The sequence below is a fragment of the Clostridium taeniosporum genome, assembly GCF_001735765.2.
GTDB classification, from domain to species: domain Bacteria; phylum Bacillota; class Clostridia; order Clostridiales; family Clostridiaceae; genus Clostridium; species Clostridium taeniosporum.
Map to the genome: position 1 here is coordinate 2,174,105 of NZ_CP017253.2, position 16,042 is coordinate 2,190,146.

Genomic DNA, 16,042 nt, shown 5'->3' on the forward strand with positions numbered 1-16,042 from the left:
TTTATGAATATTTTATATTATGCTTTGCCATGTTTTTTAGGATATGGTGAATCCTTTAAATACTCTATTAGTCATTTAAAAACATTATTTACTTATAGTTCTTTAAAAAATATTAATCCTGTAATTATAAAAGAAAAGAACCTTTCTGAAAAACATTTAGATAATATTAATAATACACTTCCTAAAATTAAATCACTTGATTTTTCTTTATCAAATAACAATTTATTAATGAACTTTATAAATAATAACAATATAAGTATATATCATTGTTTTCACAATGGTTTTTCGTTATGTAGAGATTTTAATACAAAAAAAATATCTACTATATATACTACTCTACCATTAAATATTTCAAGCTCTTTAGATGATTTATATTGGAAAATTTATTTAGATAGGATTATAAATACTCTAAATATTTCTGATTATATTATTGTTCCTTATAGATTTATGAAAAAAGATTTATGTGATTTTTTTTCAATCTCTGGTGAAAACATATATGTTATTCCTCCTGCCATTACATTTGACTTAATTGGGAAAAGTAAACTTTTAAGTAAAACTTATGTGAAAACTAAATTTAATATTAACTGTGATTACTATATCTATATTGGTGAAATAAATACTAGAAATACCCTTATTGATACCTTAAAATTATTTAAGCACTATTCTGAGAATAGAGATGTAAAACTTGTTTTATCCCTGAAATATCTCAATAAGAATAGCTCTATATATTATGAATTAATTTCTTTTATTGATCGTATTAATTTAACATCAAAAGTAATTTTTATAAATTCTTTGTGTTATAACGATTTAATCAACTTAATAAATGCATCTTTATGCTTTATAAATTTAAATACCTTTAATGAATTAAATGTAACTACCTTATATGCACTATTTTTAAACACAAAAATATTAACATATCAAACTTATAGTAATTTAGAATTTTTAGAAAATTACCCTATATATATTTCTGATTATTCAGATGCATACAATATTGATTTTCACTCTGATAATTATGAAGAAAATAATATTGATAAAGAAGAATTCTATTCTATTTTAGATAAATTTAACATAGATTGTATATTTAATTCTATTTTTGATATTTATAAAACTGTTTTGAAAATATAAGGAGATGATTTTATGGAATGGCAAAGAGTAGAAAATTCGTTTATATTAACTATTGATAATATAAAAAATATTAATAAATCTAATAATTTTAAAACTTGTTCTAATATATGTGATCTGAATTATTCATTAGATTTTTCCTTAGATGATATTACAAATATATCATATGATCTATCTATCTCTAAATTATCATCTCCAATATCATTTTATGATAAAAGTATAACTTCTTCTAATACATCTAAATATATAAATAACTTAAAAATATTGATTTCACTAAGAATTGAATATAAAATCAATTCTGGTATTAAAATACGTAATTTGTATTCCTCAATTGGAAATTTTATAGTCTCTGATAACATTAATTCAAATATTAATATATGCCCTAAATTAATGTGTTTGTGGAAATCTAATTATAATGATCTTTTTTTAACTATGATTTATGAATTAGTAGAAAATACTTTTTAATTTTATCTTCTCTATTTAGGTATATGAAAATAAATAACAAGTCAAAGATGCCACGGATATTTTGTGAAATACAGTGGCTTTGATTCTGCTAATAGTTGTGCTATTAGTAAGTTCCAAAGAAAAAGTAGTTCACAAAATAAACTATCATACTGACTAGTTGTTTATTTCAATGTGCCTTAACAAAATTGGATGTATATTTATTTTTACTTTAAATATACATCCAATTTTATAATTATAAAATACATGAATCAAAATTCTTATATTTATTCTTATTCATTATCATATTTATGGATATGTTTATAAATATAGTATTCCCTTCAATTAGTCTAAAACCTTTACTAACTATTTCCGTATTTTCTATATTATTTTCTTTATAGAATATTGAATTGTCTAAATTCACAAGTTTAGATATTCGCTTTACAATTTCTAAATTCCTAATTTCTAATTCTCCTTTTGGTATATATTCTATATCAAAGATTATCTCTCCTGTTATTATTACACTTCTATTAATATTTTCAACATAATTATATTTTATATTCCTTAACTCAACTTCCATATTAATTAATTCTTGTATTTCTATTTTATCATCTAATACTTTATGCATAAATTCTATATCTATCTGTATCATCTATTTCCTCACTTTATTAATAATAATTTAACTTTCATTAAAATCAGCAATTATTATTGCTGATAAATTTGTATATAATATATTTTTTTCTCTTAATTCACAATATATATCTTCTACATATGAATTTATTATTATTTTTCTTTTTCTTAATAAATCAATCATATTTGTATTATTATATTCTAATGGAAGAACTATATATATGGTTTTTATTATTTTATCTTTACTCAATCCTAAAGTATTTTCATACATATACTTTATTTTCATATCAATTATTAATTCAACCTTCAGTTTATAACCACTAAAAAATACTCCTTCATTTGATAACATTATTGGTGTTTTTATTATATCGAAATCCCCTATGTTTATATTAACATTAATTGATAAAATTTTTTCTACTATTATCCCCTGTAATTCTTTATTTACTTGAAAATCAAATTCTTTAAAATAATTAGATCTTATGTCTATACAATCAGCTACTCCAAAAACTTCTATACCATTATCTAAGCTATTCATTTTATCTCTCCTTTAAGTTACACTTCAACTGTTGATAGTAATGTAGTAATTACTAATGCCTGTTCATTACTTAATAATTCTGCATTAATTTGTTCTATAAAAATAGATGGTATAAGTATAGAATTATTTACTATATTTCTATGTAAAATTATACCACTAGAAAAGTTCTGTTTATAACGAGTACAATGTACTTTATTATCTTCAGTTTCGCTTAAATAATCTATTCTTATATTAACTTGTCCTTCAATTATATATTTTTTTCCTGTTAGCTCTTGACCTTCTAATGATTTTCCTGTTGGAGTATTAATTATTCTTGTACTATTTATTTTAGGTTTTATGCTTGTCTTTATTATTTCTTTCATTTTAGGTCTATCAAAAGATAAATTTATTACACTTTCTAAATTAAATTCTTTATAACAAGAAATATCTTTAGGAATATACTCTGATACTCCTGAATATTCAATTAAATTTTCATATATGTTGATCATTACATCCTCCTTTATTTATATACTAATATGTTTCTTATCTAAATTGAGACTAACGTGTGAATTAATAAACTAAAAACCCACACGTAATCTAAAATTCAAATAAAAAATATACAAAATTATCCATTTAAAACTTTCACTATATAATGAGTATTTGTATAATCCTCCTCTATTAATGCTTCATATAACCCTCTTTCATCTGTAATCATATCGCAAACAGGAATATATTCAGTTTTATAATTCACTAACTTACTTTTAAATAAAGTAATTTTCTTATTTTTAACTATATTTCCTTTTGAATCTTTAAGTGTTCCAAATATTCTAATATATTTTAATTCATCCATTTGTATATCTAAATACTTTTCATTACATGTTACTTCTAAATTTAAATCTATATATTTACTTTTATAAATCTTCTCCTTTTTTACTTTTAAATCATAAATATAATTGTCTTCTTTTTTTTTCTTCTTATAATTTTTGTACTGGTTATAATATCCTTCATCACTTATGTGTTCATTATATATAACAGCCATAATTCCACACCCCTTATTTCTTTATCAATATACTGCTCCACCATATTAATATATGATATTTTATATATTTGTGTTTATTAATATATTCGCATTAATAAACATCTTAGTTTCATCTATAACTTTATAGCTTGTATCTAATACCTTTAATTTAATATGGAATTCTTCCCCTTCCATAAAATCATATGGTAACAGCATACTTGAAGTAAAAATATTTTCATTTGAAAATAAATGTATTTCCTCACTATCTTCATATGATATATACTCTATTGTATAGTTTATTTTTCCAATAAACTCTACTTTATATCCAATAACTTCTTTAGAATTATAACCGTAACATCTTTGTATCTTTCTAATCTTCTTATTAATTATACTTGGTGTTAAATATATTTTTATTATTTCATATATCTTAGGCTTTATAGTTGTTATATCTATTACTTCTTCAACTAAAAGCTCCTTAAATATTGTATTAGTTATTTGCGTCTTTAATAATTCCGTTTTTATCTCTTTATACTTTTCATATTGACTATCATTATTTTCATAATATATATTTGCAATACCTTGCAACAATACTTCATTAATACCCCTAGTTCCTTTATATCTAAAAGTTTTTTCTATGACAATACCATCATTAGGGTTTATTTTCATTAAACCTCTTAATTCCCCAGAAACTTTACCATTTAATATAGTAGAACCTTTAACCTCTTCTAACTCTTTACCTTTATCTAACTTGTAATTAATACTTATAGGTAATGTTCCATCATTAATTAATGTAGATGTATACTTTATTTTTTCGCCATTTAATAATATGTTTTTGTCCGCTGTTAAAAATGCTTTTAAACTAATCTTCTCTATCTTATTAATTAATGTATTGCTCTTATATTCCTTATATATCTTATTATTATTGTTATTTATATTGTAATAACCTTCTATTTTATAATATGTGTTAATTTCTTTTTTAAGATTTATTTTCTCCATTTTTCCTGAATATTTTATAGATACTTTCTCATCTGCCAATATACTTCCTATTCTTATTCCTTTTGTTATATCAAAATAACTATATGGCTTATTTTTAATATATATTAATTCTTCTATAACTTTTATTTCTTTTGGTATATATATTTTTAAAAAGGCTTCTTCTAAATCATGATTTCCTATATTATCTATAGTAATATTAAATTGCACGATATCATCTACTAGAAAATCACTTTTATCACTTTCTATTGTACATTTTACTTGTTCATCTATTGTTTCTATCTCTATCCCATTAATCTCCTTATTTATAATGATATCTTTTTTATTTAATTTATAATTAGCTTCTAAATCAATGCTAAAATTTATATTCTTTATTTTATCAAAATCATCTAGGATTATAGATAAAGGAATAGTTATTTTATTATTAGGACTTACTATTTTTTCTAAATATTCACTTTCTTCGTTCACTATTTTTAATCTATCCATATATTTACTTTTGTATGAATTAATTTTTATATCATACAGCTCAACATTTCCTATGTTTTCAATTTCTATAATTCCTTCTGTTTTTTTATTATTTAACATATATGGTTTATCTATTATTACTTTTGCATTAAAATCTCCATAGATAATATTATATTTTTGATTTTTTAAAATTAATGTACCAAATTCTTCTTTTCCATCTACTCCAAAATAGCTAAATGTTACTTGTCCATTTATTTCAAATTCATAATTTGCCTTTCCTTCAATGAAATTTAATTCTATTTCTATATTTTTCTCTTCATGTTTTTGTATAATTGGAATCTTTAATATATTGTTGCAAAAATAATCTTGATCAACTTTTAATCCATCAATTTTTATATTCTCAAAATTTATATAATCTGGTTTTTTTAAATCTATTTTTATATTATTAAGCTGGGTATTTCCTATATTTTTTAACTTAATAACATAATTTTCTATATTTTCTTTTTTACTATAATGTATTTCATCATCATTATAAACTTCAATTAATTCTGGATATATTATTCTAGTTTCTTTACAAGTAGTATCTACTATCTTAGGTATTTTTTCTTCTATATACTCTAAATGTGAGGTACTTATTAACCAATCTATCTTTGCAATTTGTTTAACTTCTAATTTATATGATATATCTAAATTCTCTCCTATATCTAAATCTCCTATATATACTCCTTTATATATATCTGCTTCAGAAATAAATTCATCATTTACATTAAACGAGTCTATTACAAAATCACTATTCTCATTAAATTCTTCTTTAAATTTTAACTTTTTACATTTTCTATTACCACTATTCTTTATACTTAAAGTATAATTTACAACATCACCAATTAAGCAAGCTTGTTTATTACATTTTTTACATAATTTATTGCCATTTAAATCAGTCAAAATGGCACCGTATCCTTTCACACTTACTTCATTAGATTCATATACTTTTTTTACATATTCATTTTTTTCCTTATTAAAATATTCGTATTCTATTAAAACTTTAATATATTTTTCTTCTATACTAAAATCATTTACCTCAATATTAGCATCAAAACTTATTTTCTCACCAGAATTAATATTATTTAATTCTATTCCTTTTAATATGTCTTCTTTATCTTCTTTAATTTCTTTGTTTCCAATTATTAAATCTAATACATTAATACCATTGGATATTTCCAACTTAATAAAAGCATGTTTTATAGATAAGTTTCCTATATTATATGTTTTAAAACTTAATTTTGTTGGTTTATTAAACCATATTCTATCACTATATAATTTTAATGAGTTTTTTTCTATTGATTTATTTCCAATATGAGCCTCTTTTATATAAATTGGTATACTATTTTCTATTTGATTTTTTAGTATATAATTATCTTTATAATCATCAAAATAATCATAATTTAAAATAGTTTTTATGTCTTCAACAATTTTATTTACGCCTATTACTTTTCCATAAAATTTAATTTCTACTGATTTTGATGGTTCTAAATTTCCTATAGGAATGCTATTATTAGTACCTATAATCTGATTATTATTTATCACAATAGATTCTAACATTATATTTTCTGGTACTATTTCTTCTAATGTTATATTAAATGCCTTTATATTGCCTTCATTTCTTATTATTATATTTTCAGATATTTTATCATTAATACATATTTCTTCCTTGTCTAACTGCTTAATTATATCTAACTTTACACCTTTTATTTTTGTAATAATTTCATTACTCTTTATTTCATTAATATACTCATCATTATTTTCTGAATATGCTATACTTATATGATTGTTTATCCCACCACTTTTAGGTATTTTCTTTACATATACTTTATAACTTACTTTTAATGAATCTCTAGATTTAAATATTGGTATTTTAAATATTCTGCTACTGTCTAAAAAATAACTAATATTATTTACATATAAACTTTCTTCTTTATATTTTGTATCCTTTGGGATATTTATAAATAAAGTTAAATTATATATATCTATTGGTAACTTATTTTCAAAATATATATTGTATTCTATCTCACTATATAATGTTGCATTTTTTTGATTTGTATTTATTGATAACCCACTTGCTAATAAGTACTTTTTATCCACTATTCTCACTCCATTTTGATAAATATAATTACATATTAATTTTTATTTTGTAAACTTCCTCTCATATTAAAAAATATATGCTTAAAGATACTTAAATTAGTATTATTTTCATAAAATAAATAGTAAACATATATAAAAGGAGATGAACTTAAATTGGAGAATAGCTTAAATACACATTCAATAAAATATATTGGTATATCCTCCCCTTATAAATATAGTACCTCTAACTTTAAATTATTTAACGTGTTTCATTTAGCTAAGATAAAAATTAAGGATTATCATATAGAAAATATAATTCAAATTAAGTCTGATATTAACATATTAAATCATAATATTATAAAAACACCAAAAGGTACTTCATGTGAGGGATGTATCTTTACTGGTAATAAATTATTTTTTACTGGTAATATTGATTTTTCTATTCAATATGTTCTAAATAATGATTTAAATAAAATTTGCATTTATAAATCTAGAGAGTTTTTTGTTGAATCTATACAATTGCCAGAATATTTTTCTTGTAATTCTAATATTACATTATCGACTAATATAATAGATATAGATTGTACCCAATTAGATAGTTCAAAAATCTATTTAACTTTTACATTATATGTAGAGGCCAATCTCTAAAGGAGGATATAGATGTGGATTTAAACAATATTTTTAAGGCCAATTTAGAAAATTCAAAAGAAATTAAATATTTTAAAGAAACTAGTGTAAGTGATTATATATTACTTCCTGATAAGTTTGAAGATATAAAAAAACCAATGAATTTATTTAGCAATGTATGTTTAAATTCAGTCAAACTTTTTTCAAGTAATAAATTAGTATCTAATGAAGGACAAATGTTGAATAATAAAATTTTACTTATTAATTATTCCTTAAAGGAGAACTTAAAATATATTGGCTATAATACGTTTAGTAATGTATTCTTTTTTTCATTTCCAGAAATATTAAGCTCTTGTTATATAGTTCTTCCCGATACTATTAATAATATAAATATTGAAGAAATAGTTAGTAAGAATTTATATAATATTTCATATTACTTAGAAAATATAGAGCTTTATTGTATAAATAAAAGAACTTTTTACTATAATATAACCATTCTTTTTAATTTTTGTCCTATTATTAATTATATTTAAAAATATAGATAGGAGGTTTTGTTTTGTGTAATGATAAAAACAACTTAAATAAATCTAATACTTCAAATAAAAATAAATTTAACAATTTAAATAAAGATACAAAATACTATATTGCAATAATTATATTTTCCCTTTGTTTTTTGCTTAATGCTATAATTATAAGCAACAGTATACAAAGCTTAGAATATTCTTGTAGTAGAGGATTTCATTCAATATCTAACCAAGTCTCTAACCTATCATATTCATTAAATTCTCTACATTCATCTAACAATAAAGAAAATAAATCTGTTTCACAACATACTTTATCAATTCAAGATGCTGCTACTTATTTAGGCATTGCTCCTGATGAATTATGGAAAGTAGTTAATGATCCTAAATCTAAAATCCCCCACTTCCAAGTTGGTAAAAGCAGATGTTTTTTTACTGAAAAAGGTTTAGATAAATGGTTAGAGGGTACTTATACCCTTAATTTTAATATAAAATAAAAATATTTTACATGTATTTAGATAAAACATGAACAAATTAAATTTATTCATGTTTTATCTTTTAATTCTTTTCTTATTTAAATCTTAAAGTCTGTTGGATCATATGTTTTTGCTTTTGGTTCTCCAAAAACTGCTTTTACACTTTCAGCCTGAGGATTATGATTTACATTTTTCTTTTTTCTTTCATTTTTTGCTTTCATTTTATTACTTTTGTTACTCATTAATATCACCTCAATTTTATGATATACACTTGTACTTAATTTATACTTTTTATATGTTACTTTAATTTATTTTTTAATTATATTTTTAAATGGTATTAATATTTTAATAATTATTATATTTTATTCTTTATTGTTACTAATTAAATATAGTTGGCAGCTTATATATTAAAAAATACCTAAACTAAAAAAAGTATAGCTAAATCTTATTAGATATTTTTTAACTATACTTTCTTTTTTAATTAGATATTATTATCTTTTTAAAAATGATCTTTTTCCTTATGTGGTGGAGCTCCTATTTTTTTACCATCAATAATTCCTAAATCAGAATTATCTTTAGGATCCATCTTTCTACGTTTAGCATTAGACTTTGGTCTATCTTTTAATCTGTTTTTGTTATTATCCATTTATCTCACCTCACTCATTAATATAATGTTCTTATAATTATAATTTATTCTAATAAATATATTATTTTTTATTAATGTTATTTTGTGAATTATAAGTATACGGCTGATACGGTAAGCGAATTGTAACTCCTGAATCATCAAACTTATATTCTGTATTTTCAATAGCATTTTTACCTGAAATCAAATTCATACCTAAATTATAGAGAACTACTGCTTCTTCTTTAGCATCTTGAAAAACAGTTCCTGCCATAAATCCTTTTTTTATTAATTCTTGTGCTTCTGGTATTGCATCAACTCCAACAACAGTAATTGTCTTATTTTTATCATACTTATTATAATTTTGTTCCTGTAACGCTTCAATAGCACCTATAGCCATTTCATCATTATTTGCAATTACAACTTCAATCTTATTACCATATTGATAAAGTAATGAAGTCATAGCTTGTTTTGCTAAGTTTCTATCCCAATTAGCAGGTCTCCTTGCAAGTTCTTCAATTTTTATTCCATTATTCTTAATAGTTTCAATGGAATACTTAGTTCTAGAAATAGCATCTATACTAGTAGGTTCACCAACTAATATGACATATTGCATTATATTATCTCTATTTTTATCTATCTTAAATCTTTCATTTTTCCATAAATTAGATACAATTTCTCCTTGTAAAATTCCTGCTTCTGGTTCTCTTGCTAAAACAATAGCATTTTCATAAGATTTTATAGGAATTTTACTTATTGGTTCTCTGTTAAACATGATTACTGGAATGTTCTTTTCTTTAATCTTATTAATTACTATCTGTGTTGACTCTTCACTTGTATCAACTAAATTCACTAATAAAAGGTCTATATTTTCTTGTAATAATTTGTCTATCTGTTCATTTTGTTTTTTTTGATCCCCATTAGCATCAAGAAAAACAAATTCTACTGTTCCTTTGTTTTCCTTTTGAATTTCGTCTAAGTCTTTTTTTACTAAAGAAATATATTCATCACTTAATTTATATAATAACACTCCTATTTTAGCCGATTTTTCTACTTTTAAATTATTAGTAATTATTATATTTTTACTACATCCTAAAAATATTAAAGTAATAATAATAAATACTATACTAATGTTTAAAGTCTTTTTTATCATAAACCTGCCTCCATATAATTTTACTTATATTGATTATTTAGTATTTACTTTTCAAATATAGTTTTTTCATAAAGTACTTTACACTATCTAAATTTATATTTTTCTATACTACTAAAACTAATATTATTAATATTATTAGTTTGTTAAATTAAATTATCCATAAAAACAATAAATACCCCGTTAAATACTAAAATCAGTCTTAATATTTAACAAGGTATTTCATAATAATATTTTTAAATAATTTTATTTTATAATATCTATAATTTCATCCATACTATCTTTTATAGTAAATATAATATTTTCATCAATTCGTAATTTACATTCTTTTTCACTAACTTTTATTTCATTTTCATCTATTTTATTTTTACAAGACAACTCTATATATTTAGTAGGAGATATATCTACATTAAACTTCCTTCCTTTAGCTCCAATAATTTTTATTATATTGCCTTTATCATCATTATCTTTACTGTTCTTTATTTTTATATCTATAATATTATTTCCTTTATTATTGCAACCTAAAGTTAATGCTGGTACTTTTTCTATAATAGCATTTCCTGTAAATGTCATCCATCCACCACTTAAATTTGATTTAACTAGCAAATTTAATTCATATTTTGTTTCTAATTTTTTCAAAATTTGTCCTAATTGAAATATTGTTAATTCTAATTTCATTTAACGTTCACCTCTTCATTTTCCAATAAGTTCATTTAACGTATACCTTAGTCATATTAAAATAAATAACAAGTCAAAGCTGCAACGGGTATTTTGTAAAATACAATGACTTAGGTTATGCTAATATTTATGATATTAGTAAGTTTCAAGAAATAAATAGTTTACAAAACAAGCTATCATACTTACTAGTTATTTATTAGAATGTGCTTAACCTGAAACTAATTTAAATATAATCAAACTAATAAAATACTTTGATAAATATAAGTATCAAAGTATTTTATTTATATTTAATTATTTTTTTCTAGTGTTAAACTGACCTCTTTTTTTAATTTTTCTTGATTAGTTTCTATGTCCTTACATAATAAATCTTTATTTTCTATATTTTTAAATGCAACTGAAAGCATTAATTTAATTCTATTTAATTGATTTACATTTGATGCCCCAGGATCATAATCAATTGCAACTATATTAGATTCAGGATATTTTTCTTTTAGTGCTTTTATCATTCCTTTTCCTGTAACATGATTAGGTAAACATGCAAATGGCTGCATACACACTATATTTTTAACATCACTCTCAATTAATTCAATCATCTCTGCTGTTAAAAACCATCCTTCACCAGTTTGATTTCCAAGAGACACTATCGGCGATGCCATTTTAGCTAATTCTGTTATATGTTTTTGTGATGTAAATCTCTCACTCTTATCCAAATATTTTTTCATACATTTTCTAAATGTTTCAATATAACCTATTGCAACTTTACTAATTATTTTGTTTTTTAAACTACCAGCAAGATAATCATGTTTAAAAACATCGTCATATGCTGAGTATAAGAAGAAGTCTAATAAATCTGGAACTACAGCTTCTGCTCCTTCTCTCTCTAATATTCCCACTATATCATTATTAGCTGTTGGATGAAATTTAACTAATATTTCTCCTACAACTCCAACTTTTGGCTTCTTAATATCTAACAATGGTAGTTTATCAAAAGCTTCTATTATTTCTTTTATATTTTTTTCAAATTCTTTTTTACTACCAGTCTTTATATTTTCTTCTGCTTTTTTATTAAATTTTTCATATAAAGCATTAGCAGAACCCTTTTCTTTTTCATATGGTCTAGTTCTATACAAAGTTTTCATAAATAAATCACCATATATTAAAGCCATAATTGATTTATTTAAAAATTTAAAAGTAATTTTAAATCCTGGTTGTTTTTCCATACCTACTGCATTCAAAGATATTATAGGTATATTTTCAAATCCTGCATGCTTTAAAGCCATTTTTAAAAATCCTATATAATTAGTTGCTCTACATCCACCACCAGTTTGACTTATCATAACTGATGTATTATTCAAATCATATTTACCTGATTTTAGTGCATTAATCAATTGACCAATAACTATTATAGATGGATAGCACGCATCATTATTTACATACTTTAATCCTTCTTCAATTGCTTTCGTATCCATAGAAGGTAATACTTCAACATTATATCCACTAGCCCTTGCTGCTTCTTGGATTAATTTAAAATGAATTGGTGACATTTGTGGCACAAGTATTGTATGATTTTTCCTCATTTCTTTTGTAAATACTGGATTCTTATATTCTATTTTTTCATCTACAGGCTTATAATTTTTTCTTATTCTTTCTTCTATTGCTGCTTTTAAGGATCTAATTCTAATTCTTGCTGCTCCTAAATTATTTCCTTCATCTATCTTAAGCAAAGTATATATTTTCCCTTTAGAACTTACAATTTCAGAAACTTGATCACTTGTTACTGCATCTAATCCACAGCCAAAAGAATTTAACTGTATAATTTCAAGATTATTGCTATCGGCTACTACTTGTGCTGCTCTATATAATCTTGAATGATACATCCATTGATCTACAACTCTAAGTTTACTTTTTAAATTTCCTAAATGCGATATACTATCCTCTGTTAGTACAGCCATTCCATAAGAAGTTATAACATCAGGAATTCCATGATTTATTTCTGGATCTATATGATATGGTCTACCACATAAAACTATTCCATATTTATTGTTATCTTTAAGATATTTTAAAACTTCTTCACCTTTTTTTTGAATATCTTTTTTATATATTTCCATTTCTTTCATTCCTAAAGAAACAGCTGATTCTGCTTCTTTTAATGTGACATTATAATCTTTAAATTCATCAACTATTCTTTTAGCTAATTCTTTTTCATTATCTAAAGAAAAGAAAGGTGCTATATATTTTATATTCTTATTTTTTAATTCATCAACATTATTTTTTATTACTTCTGGATATGATGTTACCATAGGACAATTGTAATGATTATCTGCATCACTAAATTCTCTCTTTTCATATGGTATACAAGGATAAAAAATAGTTTTTACTCCTGAATTTATAAGTGACATTACATGCCCATGAACTAATTTTGCTGGATAACATGCTGATTCAGATGGTATTGTTTCTATTCCTTTTTCATATACTTTTTTACTTGATGAAGGTGATAATTTTATACTAAATCCAAGAGAAGTTAAAATTTTAAACCAAAATGGATAATTTTCATACATATTTAGCACTCTTGGAATTCCTATTACCCCTCTTTTAGCTTCACTTTCTTTAAGAGAAATATAATTAAATGTTCTTTTATACTTATATTTATATAAGTTAGGAATGTCATTTTTAATTTTATTTACTCCAAGTGCTCTTTCACATCTATTACCTGAAATAAATTCCTCATCAGTAGAAAATTTATTAACAGTTAAAAGGCAGTTATTTCCACATTTCCCACATCTTTTGAATACTGTGGTAATATTGAATTTATCGATTTTATCTTTAGACAAAATTTTAGATTTTGTTCCTTCAAGATATCTTTCCTTTGATATTATTGCACATCCAAAAGCCCCCATAAGCCCTGCTATATCTGGTCTAACTGCATTTCTGCCTGAAACAAGTTCAAAACTTCTAAGAACGGCGTCATTATAAAATGTTCCACCTTGTACTATTACTTTATCGCCAATATCTTTTTCATCTCTTAATTTAATAACTTTGAATAAAGCATTCTTTATTACCGAATATGATAAACCAGCAGATATATCAGAAACTTCAGCACCTTCTTTTTGAGATTGCTTAACTCTTGAATTCATAAAAACAGTACATCTTGAACCTAAGTCAACAGGTGCCTTGGATTTAATTGCTTCTTTTGCAAAATTTTCAATTTTCATGTTTAATGATTTTGCAAATGTCTCTATGAAAGAACCACATCCAGACGAACAAGCTTCATTTAATAATATACTATCTATTGCTCCGTTTTTTGTTTTTAAGCATTTCATGTCTTGTCCACCAATATCTAAAATAAAATTAACTCCTGGCAAAAAATATTCCGCTGCTTTATAATGAGCAATTGTTTCTATTTCTCCAATATCAATATGTAGTGCTGATTTAATTAAAGCTTCTCCATAACCTGTTACAGTAGCATTTACAATTTCAACTTCATTAGGTAATTTTGAATATAAATCCTTTAACATTTGTATCACTTTTTTAAGTGGGTTTCCTTCATTGCTCTCATATAAAGAGTATATAAGTTCACTTTTGTCATTTATTAATGCAATTTTAGTAGTTGTAGAACCTGCATCTATACCTAAAAATGCTTTACCCTTATAAGTATTTAAATCTCCTCTTTTTACCTTAGATTTTTCATGTCTTTTTTTAAATTCTATATATTCCTCTTCATTTTTAAATAAAACATCTAACCTATCTACATTATCATCTTTTATTTTAGATAAACTCTTTACTTTTTTTACTATAATTTCAAGGTCTATAAAATTATTCTTTTTAGATAATAATGCTGCTCCTTGTGCAACAAATAATTGAGAATTCTTAGGGAAAATAACTTGTTCTTTTTTTAAATTTAATGTTTCTATAAATCTTTGTCTTAATTCTGATAAAAAGAATAATGGTCCTCCTAAAAAGGCAACATTTCCTTTTATAGGTTTTCCACATGCTAGTCCACCTATTGTTTGATTTACTACAGCTTGAAAAATAGATGCAGAAATATTCTCTTTACTTGCACCTTCATTTATAAGAGGCTGTACATCTGTCTTAGCAAAAACTCCACATCGTGAAGCTATTGGATATATAACATTAAAACTTTTAGCATATTCATTTAATCCACTTGCATCAGTATTCAATAAAACAGCCATTTGATCTATAAATGCACCTGTTCCACCTGCACAGCTTCCATTCATTCTTTGCTCAAGTCCACCTCTAAAATAAGTTATTTTAGCATCTTCCCCACCTAATTCTATTACAACATCTGTTTCAGGGATTACAGTTTCAACTGTTTTTGAACATGCAACAACTTCTTGTACAAACTCTATATTAAGCCACTTAGAGACTGAAAGACCTCCTGAGCCTGTTACAGATAATGTACAAGAAATATTTCCAAATACTTTATATGCTTCTTCTATTAATTTTATAATGGTATTTTTTATATCTGAATAATGTCGTTTATACTTGCTATAAACTAATTCGTCTTTATTATCAAGAACAACTAATTTAACTGTTGTTGATCCAATATCTAACCCTATTCTATAGTTCTTCATCTTTAAATTCACCTACTCTAAATTAAAATACAAACTCTCTATTAATATTTTTATTTGTATACAACATTATTATTT

15 protein-coding genes are annotated in these 16,042 nt (G+C 23.3%); 5 read left to right on the plus strand and 10 right to left on the minus strand.

Going from position 1 to position 16,042, the window contains the following annotated elements; all coding sequences use genetic code 11:
* The first annotated feature begins 3 nt into the window (after positions 1–3).
* Complete coding sequence (locus BGI42_RS09990; RefSeq protein WP_069680166.1) at positions 4–1,125, plus strand: glycosyltransferase; 1,122 nt, start codon at positions 4–6, stop codon at positions 1,123–1,125.
* 12 nt (positions 1,126–1,137) lie between these two features.
* Positions 1,138–1,587, plus strand: coding sequence for a hypothetical protein (locus BGI42_RS09995; RefSeq protein ID WP_069680167.1), 450 nt, complete (start codon positions 1,138–1,140; stop codon positions 1,585–1,587).
* Between the two features lie 232 nt (positions 1,588–1,819).
* Here the strand turns inward: BGI42_RS09995 and BGI42_RS10000 are convergent, their stop codons facing one another.
* The 5 genes from BGI42_RS10000 to BGI42_RS10020 form a co-directional block, all read right to left on the minus strand.
* Positions 1,820–2,215, minus strand: coding sequence for a hypothetical protein (locus tag BGI42_RS10000; protein ID WP_069680168.1), 396 nt, complete (start codon positions 2,213–2,215; stop codon positions 1,820–1,822).
* A gap of 27 nt (positions 2,216–2,242) precedes the next feature.
* Positions 2,243–2,728 (minus strand): hypothetical protein, encoded by a 486-nt coding sequence (locus BGI42_RS10005; protein WP_069680169.1) that lies wholly within the window; start codon positions 2,726–2,728, stop codon positions 2,243–2,245.
* 17 nt (positions 2,729–2,745) lie between these two features.
* Entirely contained in the window at positions 2,746–3,216 is a 471-nt protein-coding gene (locus tag BGI42_RS10010) for an SPOCS domain-containing protein (protein WP_069680170.1), read from the minus strand.
* 116 nt (positions 3,217–3,332) lie between these two features.
* A complete protein-coding gene (locus tag BGI42_RS10015; protein WP_069680171.1) occupies positions 3,333–3,746 on the minus strand; it encodes a hypothetical protein in 414 nt (137 codons plus the stop codon).
* Between the two features lie 60 nt (positions 3,747–3,806).
* Positions 3,807–7,322 (minus strand): DUF11 domain-containing protein, encoded by a 3,516-nt coding sequence (locus tag BGI42_RS10020; RefSeq protein ID WP_069680172.1) that lies wholly within the window; start codon positions 7,320–7,322, stop codon positions 3,807–3,809.
* A gap of 153 nt (positions 7,323–7,475) precedes the next feature.
* Here BGI42_RS10020 and BGI42_RS10025 point away from each other — a divergent pair, with 153 nt between their 5' ends.
* The 3 genes from BGI42_RS10025 to BGI42_RS10035 are packed head-to-tail and all read left to right on the plus strand — an operon-like array spanning position 7,476 to position 8,946.
* Positions 7,476–7,949, plus strand: a complete 474-nt coding sequence (locus BGI42_RS10025; RefSeq protein ID WP_069680173.1) for a hypothetical protein — start codon at positions 7,476–7,478, stop codon at positions 7,947–7,949.
* 14 nt (positions 7,950–7,963) lie between these two features.
* Entirely contained in the window at positions 7,964–8,461 is a 498-nt protein-coding gene (locus BGI42_RS10030) for a hypothetical protein (protein ID WP_069680174.1), read from the plus strand.
* Between the two features lie 23 nt (positions 8,462–8,484).
* Positions 8,485–8,946 (plus strand): helix-turn-helix domain-containing protein, encoded by a 462-nt coding sequence (locus BGI42_RS10035; protein WP_069680175.1) that lies wholly within the window; start codon positions 8,485–8,487, stop codon positions 8,944–8,946.
* Between the two features lie 77 nt (positions 8,947–9,023).
* Here the strand turns inward: BGI42_RS10035 and BGI42_RS16245 are convergent, their stop codons facing one another.
* The 5 genes from BGI42_RS16245 to BGI42_RS10050 form a co-directional block, all read right to left on the minus strand.
* Positions 9,024–9,167, minus strand: a complete 144-nt coding sequence (locus BGI42_RS16245) for a CPC_1213 family protein (protein ID WP_192875372.1) — start codon at positions 9,165–9,167, stop codon at positions 9,024–9,026.
* Between the two features lie 257 nt (positions 9,168–9,424).
* Complete coding sequence (locus BGI42_RS16250) at positions 9,425–9,571, minus strand: hypothetical protein (RefSeq protein ID WP_192875373.1); 147 nt, start codon at positions 9,569–9,571, stop codon at positions 9,425–9,427.
* A gap of 61 nt (positions 9,572–9,632) precedes the next feature.
* Positions 9,633–10,700, minus strand: coding sequence for a galactose ABC transporter substrate-binding protein (locus BGI42_RS10040; protein WP_069680176.1), 1,068 nt, complete (start codon positions 10,698–10,700; stop codon positions 9,633–9,635).
* A gap of 243 nt (positions 10,701–10,943) precedes the next feature.
* Positions 10,944–11,375 (minus strand): UDP-N-acetylglucosamine pyrophosphorylase, encoded by a 432-nt coding sequence (locus BGI42_RS10045; protein ID WP_069680177.1) that lies wholly within the window; start codon positions 11,373–11,375, stop codon positions 10,944–10,946.
* Between the two features lie 287 nt (positions 11,376–11,662).
* Entirely contained in the window at positions 11,663–15,967 is a 4,305-nt protein-coding gene (locus tag BGI42_RS10050) for a 2-hydroxyacyl-CoA dehydratase (RefSeq protein ID WP_069680178.1), read from the minus strand.
* Positions 15,968–16,042 lie beyond the last annotated feature (75 nt).

What these genes read in the sequence shown, in the direction of transcription:
- BGI42_RS10050 (WP_069680178.1), bottom strand. Translation starts at nt 15,967, where the DNA reads ATGAAGAACTATAGAATAGGGTTAGATATTGGATCAACAACAGTTAAA.
- BGI42_RS10045 (WP_069680177.1), bottom strand. Translation starts at nt 11,375, where the DNA reads ATGAAATTAGAATTAACAATATTTCAATTAGGACAAATTTTGAAAAAA.
- BGI42_RS10010 (WP_069680170.1), bottom strand. Translation starts at nt 3,216, where the DNA reads ATGATCAACATATATGAAAATTTAATTGAATATTCAGGAGTATCAGAG.
- BGI42_RS09995 (WP_069680167.1), top strand. Translation starts at nt 1,138, where the DNA reads ATGGAATGGCAAAGAGTAGAAAATTCGTTTATATTAACTATTGATAAT.
- BGI42_RS10000 (WP_069680168.1), bottom strand. Translation starts at nt 2,215, where the DNA reads ATGATACAGATAGATATAGAATTTATGCATAAAGTATTAGATGATAAA.
- BGI42_RS10040 (WP_069680176.1), bottom strand. Translation starts at nt 10,700, where the DNA reads ATGATAAAAAAGACTTTAAACATTAGTATAGTATTTATTATTATTACT.
- BGI42_RS16245 (WP_192875372.1), bottom strand. Translation starts at nt 9,167, where the DNA reads ATGAGTAACAAAAGTAATAAAATGAAAGCAAAAAATGAAAGAAAAAAG.
- BGI42_RS16250 (WP_192875373.1), bottom strand. Translation starts at nt 9,571, where the DNA reads ATGGATAATAACAAAAACAGATTAAAAGATAGACCAAAGTCTAATGCT.
- BGI42_RS10015 (WP_069680171.1), bottom strand. Translation starts at nt 3,746, where the DNA reads ATGGCTGTTATATATAATGAACACATAAGTGATGAAGGATATTATAAC.
- BGI42_RS10005 (WP_069680169.1), bottom strand. Translation starts at nt 2,728, where the DNA reads ATGAATAGCTTAGATAATGGTATAGAAGTTTTTGGAGTAGCTGATTGT.
- BGI42_RS09990 (WP_069680166.1), top strand. Translation starts at nt 4, where the DNA reads ATGAATATTTTATATTATGCTTTGCCATGTTTTTTAGGATATGGTGAA.